Source organism: Flavobacterium sp. LS1R10 (assembly GCF_003968825.1).
GTDB lineage: Bacteria > Bacteroidota > Bacteroidia > Flavobacteriales > Flavobacteriaceae > Flavobacterium.
Genome location: NZ_RYDH01000001.1, coordinates 367,602 through 380,382, shown reverse-complemented (window position 1 = coordinate 380,382; position 12,781 = coordinate 367,602). Strand labels below are relative to the sequence as shown.

Below are 12,781 nucleotides of genomic sequence, written 5' to 3'. Positions count from 1 at the left end.
TATAGGTGCAGTATAAAATTGGCGCTAATATGAGGTATATGGGAAAGGAAAAGAAAGAGAATAATTTAAATATTTTGTTTGCGCAGTATAAGCAATATTTTATTGTCTGGATTTCTCAGTTTGAAGATGCTTTGTGAAGTATTTGTTCACAATTAAAGAATTCATTTTAACCTTAGTTGCTTCGGTTACTTTATAAGTCCTTAAATCTTTAGAATTAATTTTTTCAATTGACCTCTCCTTGATTTTTAAGAAACACTTGACAGCGATACGCCATTTTTGATCTCCGTTATCTTCAAATTCAAATTCAGAAGTGTTAATTATCTGTATAAAGTACTTGAGTTCACTTGTGGTGCCAATCCATTGAATTAACTTTTCAATAGGTTTGTTTTGAAAAACATACTCAAAATCTAGTAATTCTGTTTGCTCGTCAATTAGTTTTTCTTTTTTCAACACATTAAAAATAGTACGTATTCTATTATACTTTGTACCGTCTTTGTACTTGAACGAATTGTTTTTTGTGTTTTTGTTTTTGAAATTTAAATAATCATCGGTTAATTTTTCAATGGCAGTGTTTAATTCTACGATGTATTGCTTGAATTCAGGGTCTTTAAAGAAGTCTTTGAGTACTTCTTTAAGTCTTAAGATAAAATGTTGACAAATGTTGTTTCTTTCTAATTCAGTTAGCTTTTCAAACTCATTAATAACTAGTTTCGTTTTTGACTTAAACTTTTGTAGCTTAAAGCCATTAAAAGTTATGGTCTCAGTATGAGTTATAGTGTCTGAGGAAGTTTTTAGTGCTGTAGTAAATGAAAAATCAACTAATTTTTCAAAACCACCATCGTACTCCCTGTTATTTAAATTGCAATACTCCTCATAGAATTCTTTTACTAAATAATCCGGCTTTTTAAATTCCTTAAGATCGTCGATTAATTTATCAAGTTGCATGGTGCTTGTAGCATTAAAGTTTTAGTCCTACAATATTAATCGTTTTTTAATGAGATAAAAAATGGAGAGAAGAATCTCTCCGTTTTCAATTTGTACAAAAAGCTTTTTCAGTGGTTCTTTGATAAAGGAGAAACCGTCTCAAAAGATTGGGTATTCAAAATTCAGCATAACTCCTTGTTTTATAATAGTTACTCTATAGATTCCTCAATAAGGATTTCAAAAGAGTGGTAATGGTAAGCATTGCCGTTTATTATAAAAATTGTTTTTAATTCTGTTGTTACTTTAACCTCACTAACCCATACCAATCGCCCTTTCCTTAGCATTCCCACATTGGATAACACCTTGACTTTAAAAGGGCAAAAAAGCAATTTGAGTACATTGTAGTAGGTAATTACATAAAGTTCTGTAGGCGAACTGTATTGTAGCACATTTGCTAATTCATGGTCTTCCATAATTTCTTCTTTCTCTACCTCCCGTTAAGTATTCCCTGCAAACAAAAGAGCGATGATTAATAATGGAGGAACCAATTGGGAATGTTGTTTTGGATGGATTTACCTAGGTCATTGATTAGTTCGTATGCGTTGACATTACGTTCTAGGTTATTATCGATGTAAGAGGATTTGTTTGCTTCTGTAAATAAGTTGTACAGATTCCAGAAACTTATCGAACCATCGGGACTTCTTGAGAAGTTTGGACACTGATAATAGTCTTTCACAATATTGTTTATCTGACTGTCATTCAATGAAATTGGGAAGATTGACTTCTGTGTTTGTTTGTCTAAGTGTGTAAACATTCTGAATTTTCCAATTAAGTGTGCAAATTGCGTTTCAGACAACTTGTGTTCAATCATTCGCTCCATCATTTTTAGATGGTTGTCTCTCTTGTAATTAGAGAAAAGTTTAATCATTTTGTCTTCTAACTCATGTATAGAAGATATCCTTATTTCATTGGAAAAGCCATCAGTACTAATGCACAGGTTGGTACACACCTTATTTTTGAAACCAATAAAGACTTTAAATTTCTCCATTGATTTTTTACTATAAAGGTTTTCCTGATTATACGCTCGGACTCCGCCAATGCTCAACGTAAGCTCATTTCCGTTAACAATTTGCTTTGTCGAGGGTAAATCTATGATGAAAGCGCATCGTTCATAATAGATGGTCTTTTCGTGTTCTTCAAGTTCCTTTGCAGGTTTTCCTATTGCTGATGGAATTCTTCCTTTTACTACGTGGCTTACTCTAATATCAGGTGTTTTCTGAAGTACACCAGGCAGTAATTTTTGAATTATTTGTTGGCATTTATCTACAAACTGGAAATGGCTAATTGTTGACTCGTTATCCTTTGAGAATACAGGGATTATACAATCTTTTCCCAAATGTTCTAAACTGACTATTTCAGTATTGGCTTCAATAAAACTACTTGATGGTTTGTTTATTATCTCGTTCTCATCTACTAGATGCTCGTTGATGCTACTATTAAGTACTAATTCCATGGTTCTCTTCAATTAATGGTTTTACAATTTCTTTTTCGTCGACTAGGTGACTAGCGATGTTTTCTATCTGGTTTTTCCTGTTCATAATGGCATTGTGGATCTGCTTTTGAAGTGAAGGATATTTTGAATACACATGCTTCAATCCCTCAAGATTCTCACACGCATTAATTTCAGACATAGCAATTTCAACCGAAATTCCAAGATTGCACCATTCAATAAGCTTCTTTCCTGTGGATGAATTAATGACGAATTCAGGTTTCCCGGAAAATAAACCAGTTCTATCTTTAGAAGCGGTCACAAGATGATTGTCATTTATAAGCTCAAAATTGACTGTCAGCTCATATTCGAACCCGTCTCTTGTTATTTCCTTCGTACCTAGCTTCATTACTTTAGTCTTACCGTTGCCGTCTTTGTCAAGACTGTAATCTGTTTTGCGTCGTACAGTAGTAATTATGTGGCAGTTTGAATTAAGAATTTTATCGATAAAGGCTTGATGACGCGGAGTTATTTTAGCCCAATCTTGGAATCTTCCTCCAAGTTGTTCATGTAGTTCCAAGCAACCTCCTTTTCCAGACCATTCGTGTGTAATGCTGTCAATTATAACTACTTCAATTTCTTCTTTCTCACAAACCTCAATGGCTTGAATATAACGCTCTGGAGCGTATGACTCATTCAACGACAATACGTTAAAATCTCCTAAGTGGGAGTAGAGGCTGGCACTGTTATTTTCAGTGTCAATTATAGCTATTTTAGTCCAATCGTTAGTGATTCCGTAAGCTAATAGTAATGCTGAATAAGATTTACCAAAGCCACTTGCTCCGCTTAAACCCAGTCTTAATTTCACTTGGTTTCTTTGTGCTTTTTGTAATTTCATACTGATATTATTTGATGTTGTTATTGGTCGTTATTCGACATAATAAATTATTGTTATAAAAAAAAGGAACTCCTTTTGAGAGTTCCTTAATTACTTATAGCGAGGTGTTTTAGTACACCATTTCGTTTTTTAGCACGTTGCTTTCTACGATGCTTTCTTCTTCTGAAAGGTATTCATATCGGTGAGACATTTTGATGATTTCACCCGTTTCCCTGATGGTAAACTCATAGGGATCTACTGTTACCTTTTTGATTGCTCCTGGCATTTGTGTTCCAACCAACGCCTTACAGGTTGGTTCATTAAACGTGCATGGTACATTAGTTGTTCGTGCGGTAAAATAAGTTCTTCCAGTATCCTTGCTTTTTACAGATTCAATTCCACCTTGTACTTCTAGAGCATAGAAAACTTCACCACCCTCTCTTTGATAGTTTTTGTAACCTACAATTGTAACCATAGTTTTTATAATTTTAAGATTAAACATTGACGGGCATATCCCAAATTATAAAAAGAGTAGGGGGTGAATTGTGGTTTGACTCGTCTGTGACTTTAAAAAAAAATTAAATTTTTAAAAATTGCTATTATAAATACTATCTCTTCTTAACTTTTCCTTTTCAAGTTCCCTGCGTTCAATATTTCGTCTCGTTGCCTCTTTTTTTTGTCTCACGTTTTCTCTTTTATCTGCGAGTTTACCGTCTTTGATTCTTTTTTGTTGATCTGATAGTTCTTGGTAATGAATCGTTGTTTGAATAAACTCATTAGAATGGTCACAAAGTACATTACAAGGGACACTAACTTCACCTGAATGAACTAACTTGTAAAGATTATTAGATTCAGTCAATTCAATTACTATTCCGTCTTTTATCCAAGTTGCTCCATGATCCGTTACACTATTAAACTGTTCATTTTTATCTTCATATTCACAAATTGGGCTTCCATATCTTCCTTGTAGAATTTTGTAATAGACTTCGTAATAATATTTAGGATTGTACAAATTGGAATTTTTATTGAATTCCAATACATATTGAAGGTGTATTATTTTTAATTGATTGTTTTCTACTACATGAGTAATTTTAAACTTGCAGCCTTTTTCTAAATTTAGGTAAAGGGTGTCTTTGTAGATTTTCATTATCCCCTCTTTAATGTTTTTTTTAGTAACGCTATCAAATTCCGCTTCTGTCATATTTAAATGATAATTCATAAAAAGTATTTGATTTTTCTTTGGGGTAGATTTGCTCTTTAAAGTTATTTCAGTTATTTCATCATAATAATCTACAAAGGAGGCTAGGATTTTTTTTTCATTTTGTTTGCAGCATGTTAGAGTTATTATCAGGAAAAATAAGATTGTGTTTTTCATTTTGATGTGGTTTAAAATTTTAAAAGGGCATTACGCCTAAATAGATTAGCTTGTTGTTTTCTTTGACTTCGATTGAAAGCAGAGGGTGTTTGTGGGCAGTGTCATAAAAGTTGTAATTGTGCACTTCTTTATCTGTGCCCCATGTTTCCGGTTCTATTTTCATTGTAAGTTCTCCTTCTGAGTTTTCATGAGCATGATTAAGCATTCCTTTAAAAAATTGATAAAAATCCTTTTTATTAGGCGCTTCTGTCTCTACCTCCGCTGACATTAGAAAAGGTAAAAATGATTCTGGATCGTTATTGATGCATGATAAAATCAATTTAGCCTTAATTTTTTCCATTGATATCGTTTTATTTTTTGGTTTTTGATTAAAACCTTAATTCATTCTGAAGATGTAATTGTTTTCCGGTACTAAATATAAATATAGCTGTCACAATACCCACTTTTAGTGATTTTCTGACCATTTTAAGAATTCAAGCCACTCAAAATATGCAGTTGATATGGAACTATGTTTTATTGTAAATGAATTATCTGTAAGTACTTCCGGCAAATCGATAAGTTTACGTACTTCTAATAATATTTTGTCAGATGCAATTCTAAGTAAACTTTCATTCACAATGATTTCGTTATTCTCGTCATGTAAAATCATGTTGACCATCTCAGATAAATTATACCCTTTGATTTCTAATTTGCGTATATATTCACCATCTGTGTATCTTATGTTGAATTTGAACGCGTTTTTCACATCAGCGATTTGAAGTGATGACATGAAGTTACTGTATTCGTCGTCATCTTCCAAGTTGGAGGAGAATAGTGGTTCTGGATTCTGGTATAACATTTTAACTCCGTCGTGTGTTGAGATTTCAGAGATTGTAAGTGTGGTTGTCATTTCAAAATAGCATTATACCTGAACAGATAATTTGGTATACAAATCTAATTTAATTTTCGACTTATAAGTCGAGTAGTGAAAAGAATTTTGACTCAACCGTTTGTTTTCTTTGTTCAATGCAGAAGCATTTAGAACAGATAGAATTAGAATTAGTCAAAAGAATTTACAAAGAGTTCCTTGTAAAATTCAATGGCAATAAATCTGAGTTTGCCAGAGCTGCACTATGTTCAGAAACTACCGTAAGAAGAGTATTTAGAAATGAACAAAGAATGACTGTTGATTTACTATTGAGATTCTGTTTTGCTTTGGGTATAGATTTAAATCAAATTTTTGAAGGAATAAATATTTTAAATGAAAAATGAGTCTAAAACGCATTAAATACGTTAGACTCATTTTATACTATTTCAATTTATCTTTTAGATTAGCCATTGCCTCACTCACTTTCTTCTGCACTACCTTCCCGTAACTTTCCTGCGTAATAACCATGTTTGAATGTCCTAATAGTTCGGAAACGATTTCCATTGGAACATCATTGTACAGTAAAACTGTAGAAGCAAATGTTTTCCTAGCAATGTGATGTGTCAATCTTTTTTCAATTCCAGTTATAGCTGAAATTTCCTTGAGATAAGAATTGAATTTCTGATTACTTATAGATGGGAATATACGATTACAATCGGTAGAATATTTCTCAATAATTTCTTGAGCCTTTGGTAGAATTGGAATTGAGATTTGACGCTGTGTTTTCTCTCTCTTCATCTGAATCCAGTTAATGTTATCAAACCCTATTTGGATGTTCTGCTTCTCAAGATTTGCCATTTCATTATACGCTAATCCTGTGTAACAACAGAATATGAATAAGTCTTGAATTGTGCTTAATCTTTTTTGTTGCAATACTGCTTCTTCAAGAGTTTTGAGTTCTTCTGTAGTGAGGAATATAACGGTTTTACGGACTGTTTTGGACTTGTGGAGTATAAACGGATCTCTGTCTAAATATCCTTCTGAAATGGCTTGTTTTATTGGGGTTCTAAGTCTTTGAATGGTTTTGTTGATGGTGATTTGTTCTTGTTTCTTCTCGGTTTTTAAATAATAGTCAAAATCGTCCAAAAACTGTAAACTCAATTCTTCTAATGGGTAATCTGTTTTTTTAAATTTCCATTTCAGGAATGCTTCCAGATGATTTCCAACGTAAACGAATTTGTTATAGGTGTTGTCTTTGATTTCTAATCCTACGAGTTTTTTGATTCTCGCTAGATACTGTTTGTAGTAGGAAAGGACAAATTCCTTCTTTTTGATTTCTACACCTACGAATGTTTTGTAGATGTTGTCAAGAGTACAATCTTCGCCCTGAAGTTGAAATACCAAAATAATATTGTTTATCTTAATTTGGACTTGTTCAATCTGAGCATTAATAAATTTGTAGTTTGTGCCTTGTACGCTTACTTTTTGAAGTTTGTTTTCCCAGTAGTTTGGGTTTACAAATAGTCCAGTAGAGAATTGTTTTCGCTCTTTGTTAAGAGTTATTCTACAATAAAGGGGACATAGTCCTTTAGAGTTTGTCTTTACGCCACTTATTACGAATAAGATGGTCACTTTTTTTTGGTTCATTTCCAATTGTGTTTGAGTTAAACAATTGGCATTACAATTAGTAAAATGGGGGTCACCTTTAAAATTTAGATGGTCACCTTATAGTCACCCTTTTTTGTAAAATAACTTGGCAACTTGGCAAAAGCCAGAATTAGCTTTTATCTACTGAATCGCCGTGAATACCCGCTTTCACTACCGCTTTAAAACAAAAAAGACCTTACATCGCTGTAAAGTCTTTTTAAAAAGCTCCCTCTCTTGGGCTCGAACCAAGGACCCTCTGATTAACAGTCAGATGCTCTAACCAACTGAGCTAAGAAGGAAACTGTATATTTTTATTCTGGTAAAAAATGAACGTTTTTGTGTGCTTATTAATGAAGTTTATTTCACTTGTAAAGCGGTGCAAATATAGGGCTTAATTTGATTTCTGCAAGCAAAAATAAATTTTTTTTTAATTTTTTTTACTTCCCTACAATTGCCTTGTAAATGTCGTTTCCGTTAGCAAATAATAACAGTGTTATAAGTAATACGAAACCAACCATTTGCGCATTCTCTAGGAATTTGTCACTTGGTTTTTTACCACTGATGATTTCATATAATAAAAACATAACGTGACCTCCATCAAGTGCCGGAATAGGCAATAAGTTCATTACACCTAGCATTATGGATAACAATGCAGTGATGTTCCAGAACACTTGCCAGCTCCAGGTATTAGGAAAGATGTTAAAAATAGCAGCAAACCCCCCAACTTCTTTATAGGCTTCAGTTTTAGGATTAAATATCGTTATAAGCTGATTCCCATAATCAACTAATCCATTAAAACCAATATTAATCCCAATTGGAATTGATTCTGCAAAACTATATTTCTCACGATTAACTTTATAAAGATTCAATTTTTCAATATTAGAATAAGGTAATCTTGAAGCGTAAGCTATTCCTAATTTTGATTTGTTATTAAATATTACTGTTGTCTGAATGATTTTACCATCTCGTTTTAAAGTTACGGGAACCGTTTTCCCACTAAAGTTTTTAAATTGTGATATTGCTTGATCAGCATATTTTATAGGGCTGCCATTAAAGTGGGTTATAATATCTGCAGATTTTATAGTTTTAAAATTAGGAGAACTCTTTTCAATCTCACTAACGATAAATGGAATCCTCATTTCTACTAATGTACGTTTAACGCCAGAATTACTTATTTGATTGATAATATTTATAGGAAACTCAATTATTTTAGTTTCATTATTTCTTTCAACTGTAACTTCTTTAGCTAAGAATAAATTTTTAGAGATATCATCATAACGTTCCATTTTCTTTCCATTTATAGAGAGTATTTTATCGCCTGTTTGTATTCCTGCTTTTTCAATAGCTGGATTTGTTACCCAAATTCCATCTTTCAAATCCGCATTTGCTATGAAAATATCGCCATAAGCAAATGCCATTCCGATATATATAATGAAAGCCAAAATAAAATTTACGGTAACGCCTCCCAACATAATAATCAAACGTTGCCAAGCCGGTTTAGAGCGAAATTCCCAGGGTTGCGGAGGCAAGGCCATTTGTTCCTTGTCCATGCTTTCATCAATCATTCCGGAAATTTTCACATAACCGCCAAGAGGCAACCACCCGATACCGTATTCAGTTTCGCCAATTTTCTTTTTGATAAGGGAATATTTAACATCAAAAAATAAGTAGAATTTTTCGACTCTGGTTTTAAACAGTTTAGCAGGAATGAAATGTCCTAATTCGTGAAGTATAATCAGTAATGATAAGCTCAATAAAAATTGAGAAAGCTTGATAACTATGTCCATTTTTTAATTTTAGTTCTTTTACAACTCACAAAAGTAAGGTTTTCTATTTGTTTAATTCGCAATAATTGTTCCATACCGTTTTAAATGTTTGTTAATTAATGAAAATTCAGTCCCTCGTTTCGCTGCTGTCTCGTAACTTTACTTTTTTTAAAAGGAAATTCCCTTTGTCTTTATTTTAATTACATACTTAAATTACTACTATGTCATCTCAATTATTTTCTCCACTCCAAATAAAAAGCATCACGCTTAAAAATAGAATTGCAATTTCTCCTATGTGCCAATATTCTGCTCATGATGGCTTTGCTAATGATTGGCATCTTGTGCATCTGGGAAGTCGCGCCAGCGGAGGCGCAGGATTAATCATTCAGGAAGCGACTTCGGTTTCTCCAGAAGGCAGGATTTCTCCGGGCGATTTGGGACTTTGGAAAGACGAACAAATCGAAAAAATACAGCAAATTAATCAATTTATCATCAGTCAGAATTCAATTCCCGGAATCCAATTGGCACATGCCGGAAGAAAAGCCAGCGCCGCATCACCATGGAACGGAGGTAGAAAAGTAGCTAAAATACAAGACGGTTGGGATCCAGTAGCGCCAAGTGCTGTAGCCTATCACGAAAACGAAGAAGTGCCTCTTGCACTAGATAAAACAGGCATTCAAAAAGTAATTACCGATTTTAAGTCGGCTACTAAAAGAGCAGTTAAAGCAAGCTTTCAAGTTATGGAAATTCATGCTGCGCACGGGTATTTGATGCACCAGTTTTTATCTCCTTTGTCTAATTTTAGAACCGATGAATACGGTGGAAGTTTCGAAAACCGCATCCGTTTGACGCTTGAAGTTCTTGAAGCAGTGCAATCAGAATGGCCCGAAAATTTGCCTTTATTGGTTCGAATTTCAGCTTCAGATTGGGCAGAAGGTGGCTGGAATTTGGAGGAATCTATTCAACTTTCTAAAATTCTAAAAGAAAAGGGAGTAGACTTAATTGACGTTTCCTCTGGCGGAGCGGTTTCGCATCAACAAATTTCGTTAGGTCCAAATTATCAAGTTGCTTTTGCCGAAAGCATAAAAAAGGAAGCTGGAATCCCAACAGGTGCCGTAGGTTTAATCACCGAAGCTGCTCAAGCGGAGGAAATCATTGCTTCGGGAAAAGCAGATTTAATATTATTTGCGAGAGAATCATTGCGCAATCCGAACCTTGGGTTGACATTTGCGCATGAATTAGAAGCAGAAATCGCTTGGCCAAAACAATACGAAAGAGCTAAAAAGTAAATAATAAACGTATTATTTTTGTCATTCTGACGAAGGAGGAATCTCCGTTAAGTGAGTTACTTAATGAGATTCCTCCTTCGTCGGAATGACAATTTTCATCATAAACTGTATAAAAGATACAACCATGCAAAAAATAAAAACTGCCTTACTCTCTTACGGAATGTCTGGCAAGGTATTTCACGCTCCTTTTTTAAATTTTCATCCAGGTTTTGAACTGCTGGGTTCGTGGGAACGCAGTAAAAAGCTAATTCAAATTGATTTTCCAGAGATGAAAAGCTATGCTTCTATCGATGAATTGTTAGCTGATGAAGTAGATTTAGTCATTGTAAACACGCCCGTCGAGACGCATTATGAATACGCTAAAAAAGTTTTATTATCCGGAAAACATGCTGTTGTAGAAAAAGCATTCACGACAACGGTGGAACAAGCTCAGGAATTGGCAGCTATTGCCAAAGAAAAAAATGTAAAACTATCTGTTTTTCAAAACCGTCGTTGGGATAGTGATTTCAAAACCGTGCAAAAAATTATTTCAGATAAGATTTTGGGCGATATTGTGGAAGCCGAATTCCATTTTGATCGGTACAATCCGCTTTTGAGTCCAAAACAACACAAAGAAACCGCCAATTCCGGTGCTGGAATTCTCAAGGATTTAGGGCCACATTTAATCGATCAGGCCTTGTGCTTGTTTGGATTGCCACAATCTGTTTTTGCTGACATCCGCATCACACGGGAACATTCTTTGGTTGATGATTATATCGATATTTTACTGTATTATTCTAACTTTCGTGTCCGATTAAAAGCGGGTTTTTTTGTCCGGGAAGCGATTCCCGCTTATATTATTCATGGAAAAAAAGGGTCATTCCTGAAACCGCGTGGCGATGTACAGGAAGACGAATTAAAATTAGGAATGAAACCCAATCTGGATGTTTGGGGAACGGAATCAGTTGAAAAAAGAGGGTTGTTACACACGGAAATAAAAGGCAAAACGGTTCAAGAAATCACACCCACGCTTCAAGGGAATTATTATGACTTTTTTGACGGCGTATATCATTCGATTACAAATGAATCTATAGAACCGGTTACGGCACAAGAGGGTGTTCAGGTTATGCGAATTATTGAAGCGGCAATCCAAAGCAGTGCGCAGAAAAAAGTAATTGACCTATAAAATGTACCGCGAATTCGCTAATTTTTTTAAACTTTTGTGAAAATTAGTGAATTCGCGGGAATTACTTTTTATGAACAATAACGTTGTAGCTTACATCAAATGTGTGGCTCTGACACAACCAATCGTTGCTTTTTGTAATTTTGGCACAATAAAATTCTAAAACAAATCACTTTGATAGATTTAAACTTTTTAGGAAGGTCAAAAACGAAAGCTAAATTCAAGAAAACATATAAAGATGCTAAGATTTCGTATCTGAAAAGAATTCGTTGGGCAGTTTCTATGTTCTATTTTGGTATGGGTTTGTGTTTTGCTACTTGGGCCAGCCGAATTCCGGATATTAAAACAGCATTGCACCTAAGCGAAGGGGATTTAGGGAGTATTTTATTTGCTTTGCCACTAGGACAATTGGTGGTGATGCCTTTTTCCGGTAAATTGGTCACTCGTTTTGGCAGTCATCGGATCTTGATTTTTTCCTTGCTTTTTTATGTTTTTAGCTTGACAAACTTGGGCTTGGCTGTTGCGGCTTGGCAATTGTCATTGGGATTATTCGTGTTTGGAATTTTTGGAAACTTGTCTAACATAGCCGTGAATACACAGGGTGTTTACACAGAAGTACTTTTCAAAAAAACAATTATGTCCTCTTTTCATGGGATGTGGAGTTTTGCCGGATTTACAGGTGCTTTAGTAGGATTGGGTATGCTGGCATTTGAGTTGACTCCGTATGTTCATTTTTTGATTGTTGCCGGAATAGTACTATTGATGATGGCATTTAATTATAATTTTTTGGTCAAAGCCAAAGAAACGATCCAAGTCGAGAAGAAAAAAATGTTTTCAAAACCAGATAGCGGTTTAATTTGGCTTGGTGTCATTGGCTTTTGTTGCATGGCCAGTGAAGGTGTTATGTTTGACTGGAGCGGCGTTTATTTCAAAGATGTTATCAAAGCACCCGGACCATTAGTGATTTTAGGATACACTTCTTTTATGATTATGATGGCAGGTGGGCGTTTTTTAGGGGATGGACTGATCCGTAAATTTGGAAGAAAAAGAGTCTTACAAATAAGTGGTATCATGATTTCGGCAGGACTTTTTACAGCAGTACTTTTTCCTTTTATTATTCCCGCAACCCTCGCTTTTATGTTTGTAGGACTAGGTGTTTCTACTATTGTGCCTACTGTATATAGTGTTGCCGGGAAAACACCAAACGTTTCTCCCAGCGTAGCCCTAACCACAGTTTCCAGCGTAAGCTTTCTTGGATTTTTGATGGGTCCGCCTATTATAGGGTACATCGCTGAGTTGTCCAGTCTGCGATTTTCATTCGCATTTATAGGTATTTTTGGATTTCTGATAGCACTGATGGTATCCCGAATTAAAGCTATAGACTAATTGAATTTTTGATTTGTAA

14 protein-coding genes and 1 tRNA gene are annotated in these 12,781 nt (G+C 34.4%); 4 read left to right on the top strand and 11 right to left on the bottom strand.

Annotated elements, in window-relative coordinates:
* Positions 1-99: 99 nt before the first annotated feature.
* The 8 genes from EKL96_RS01665 to EKL96_RS01630 form a co-directional block, all read right to left on the bottom strand.
* Positions 100-945, bottom strand: coding sequence for a hypothetical protein (locus EKL96_RS01665; protein ID WP_126457661.1), 846 nt, complete (start codon positions 943-945; stop codon positions 100-102).
* Between the two features lie 188 nt (positions 946-1,133).
* Positions 1,134-1,397: a hypothetical protein gene (locus tag EKL96_RS01660; RefSeq protein WP_126457660.1), complete on the bottom strand. Its 264-nt coding sequence runs from the start codon at positions 1,395-1,397 to the stop codon at positions 1,134-1,136.
* 56 nt (positions 1,398-1,453) lie between these two features.
* Positions 1,454-2,437 (bottom strand): DUF3871 family protein, encoded by a 984-nt coding sequence (locus EKL96_RS01655; protein WP_126457659.1) that lies wholly within the window; start codon positions 2,435-2,437, stop codon positions 1,454-1,456.
* A complete protein-coding gene (locus tag EKL96_RS01650; protein ID WP_233579251.1) occupies positions 2,421-3,281 on the bottom strand; it encodes an AAA family ATPase in 861 nt (286 codons plus the stop codon). The genes EKL96_RS01655 and EKL96_RS01650 overlap by 17 nt, the downstream gene beginning before the upstream one ends.
* Positions 3,282-3,420: 139 nt before the next feature.
* Positions 3,421-3,765, bottom strand: coding sequence for a hypothetical protein (locus EKL96_RS01645; RefSeq protein ID WP_233579250.1), 345 nt, complete (start codon positions 3,763-3,765; stop codon positions 3,421-3,423).
* 111 nt (positions 3,766-3,876) lie between these two features.
* Positions 3,877-4,665, bottom strand: a complete 789-nt coding sequence (locus EKL96_RS01640) for a hypothetical protein (protein ID WP_126457656.1) — start codon at positions 4,663-4,665, stop codon at positions 3,877-3,879.
* A 19-nt stretch (positions 4,666-4,684) separates the two neighbouring features.
* On the bottom strand, positions 4,685-5,005 hold the full coding sequence (locus EKL96_RS01635) for a hypothetical protein (RefSeq protein WP_126457655.1): 321 nt from the start codon (positions 5,003-5,005) through the stop codon (positions 4,685-4,687).
* Between the two features lie 105 nt (positions 5,006-5,110).
* Positions 5,111-5,554: a hypothetical protein gene (locus EKL96_RS01630; RefSeq protein ID WP_126457654.1), complete on the bottom strand. Its 444-nt coding sequence runs from the start codon at positions 5,552-5,554 to the stop codon at positions 5,111-5,113.
* Positions 5,555-5,670: 116 nt separating this feature from the next.
* On the opposite strand from EKL96_RS01630, the gene EKL96_RS01625 reads away from it, so the two are divergent.
* A complete protein-coding gene (locus EKL96_RS01625) occupies positions 5,671-5,916 on the top strand; it encodes a helix-turn-helix domain-containing protein (RefSeq protein WP_126457653.1) in 246 nt (81 codons plus the stop codon).
* A gap of 37 nt (positions 5,917-5,953) precedes the next feature.
* On the opposite strand, the gene EKL96_RS01620 is transcribed toward EKL96_RS01625, so the two are convergent.
* The 3 genes from EKL96_RS01620 to rseP all read right to left on the bottom strand — a co-directional run bounded on the left by EKL96_RS01620 (position 5,954) and on the right by rseP (position 8,946).
* Positions 5,954-7,159: a site-specific integrase gene (locus tag EKL96_RS01620; protein WP_126457652.1), complete on the bottom strand. Its 1,206-nt coding sequence runs from the start codon at positions 7,157-7,159 to the stop codon at positions 5,954-5,956.
* 225 nt (positions 7,160-7,384) lie between these two features.
* Positions 7,385-7,458: transfer RNA gene (locus tag EKL96_RS01615), tRNA-Asn, on the bottom strand.
* A gap of 138 nt (positions 7,459-7,596) precedes the next feature.
* On the bottom strand, positions 7,597-8,946 hold the full coding sequence (gene rseP / locus EKL96_RS01610) for an RIP metalloprotease RseP (RefSeq protein ID WP_126457651.1): 1,350 nt from the start codon (positions 8,944-8,946) through the stop codon (positions 7,597-7,599).
* Between the two features lie 200 nt (positions 8,947-9,146).
* Between rseP and EKL96_RS01605 the strand changes: the two genes are divergently transcribed.
* The 3 genes from EKL96_RS01605 to EKL96_RS01595 all read left to right on the top strand — a co-directional run bounded on the left by EKL96_RS01605 (position 9,147) and on the right by EKL96_RS01595 (position 12,762).
* Entirely contained in the window at positions 9,147-10,214 is a 1,068-nt protein-coding gene (locus EKL96_RS01605) for an NADH:flavin oxidoreductase/NADH oxidase (protein WP_126457650.1), read from the top strand.
* 124 nt (positions 10,215-10,338) lie between these two features.
* Positions 10,339-11,379, top strand: a complete 1,041-nt coding sequence (locus tag EKL96_RS01600; RefSeq protein WP_126457649.1) for a Gfo/Idh/MocA family oxidoreductase — start codon at positions 10,339-10,341, stop codon at positions 11,377-11,379.
* A 171-nt stretch (positions 11,380-11,550) separates the two neighbouring features.
* Complete coding sequence (locus EKL96_RS01595) at positions 11,551-12,762, top strand: MFS transporter (RefSeq protein ID WP_126452111.1); 1,212 nt, start codon at positions 11,551-11,553, stop codon at positions 12,760-12,762.
* Positions 12,763-12,781: the final 19 nt, after the last annotated feature.

Coding starts and splice junctions, on each gene's coding strand:
- EKL96_RS01665 (WP_126457661.1), bottom strand. CDS start 945: ATGCAACTTGATAAATTAATCGACGATCTTAAGGAATTTAAAAAGCCG.
- EKL96_RS01655 (WP_126457659.1), bottom strand. CDS start 2,437: ATGGAATTAGTACTTAATAGTAGCATCAACGAGCATCTAGTAGATGAG.
- EKL96_RS01600 (WP_126457649.1), top strand. CDS start 10,339: ATGCAAAAAATAAAAACTGCCTTACTCTCTTACGGAATGTCTGGCAAG.
- EKL96_RS01605 (WP_126457650.1), top strand. CDS start 9,147: ATGTCATCTCAATTATTTTCTCCACTCCAAATAAAAAGCATCACGCTT.
- EKL96_RS01625 (WP_126457653.1), top strand. CDS start 5,671: ATGCAGAAGCATTTAGAACAGATAGAATTAGAATTAGTCAAAAGAATT.
- EKL96_RS01630 (WP_126457654.1), bottom strand. CDS start 5,554: ATGACAACCACACTTACAATCTCTGAAATCTCAACACACGACGGAGTT.
- EKL96_RS01635 (WP_126457655.1), bottom strand. CDS start 5,005: ATGGAAAAAATTAAGGCTAAATTGATTTTATCATGCATCAATAACGAT.
- rseP (WP_126457651.1), bottom strand. CDS start 8,946: ATGGACATAGTTATCAAGCTTTCTCAATTTTTATTGAGCTTATCATTA.
- EKL96_RS01660 (WP_126457660.1), bottom strand. CDS start 1,397: ATGGAAGACCATGAATTAGCAAATGTGCTACAATACAGTTCGCCTACA.
- EKL96_RS01640 (WP_126457656.1), bottom strand. CDS start 4,665: ATGAAAAACACAATCTTATTTTTCCTGATAATAACTCTAACATGCTGC.
- EKL96_RS01620 (WP_126457652.1), bottom strand. CDS start 7,159: ATGAACCAAAAAAAAGTGACCATCTTATTCGTAATAAGTGGCGTAAAG.
- EKL96_RS01645 (WP_233579250.1), bottom strand. CDS start 3,765: ATGGTTACAATTGTAGGTTACAAAAACTATCAAAGAGAGGGTGGTGAA.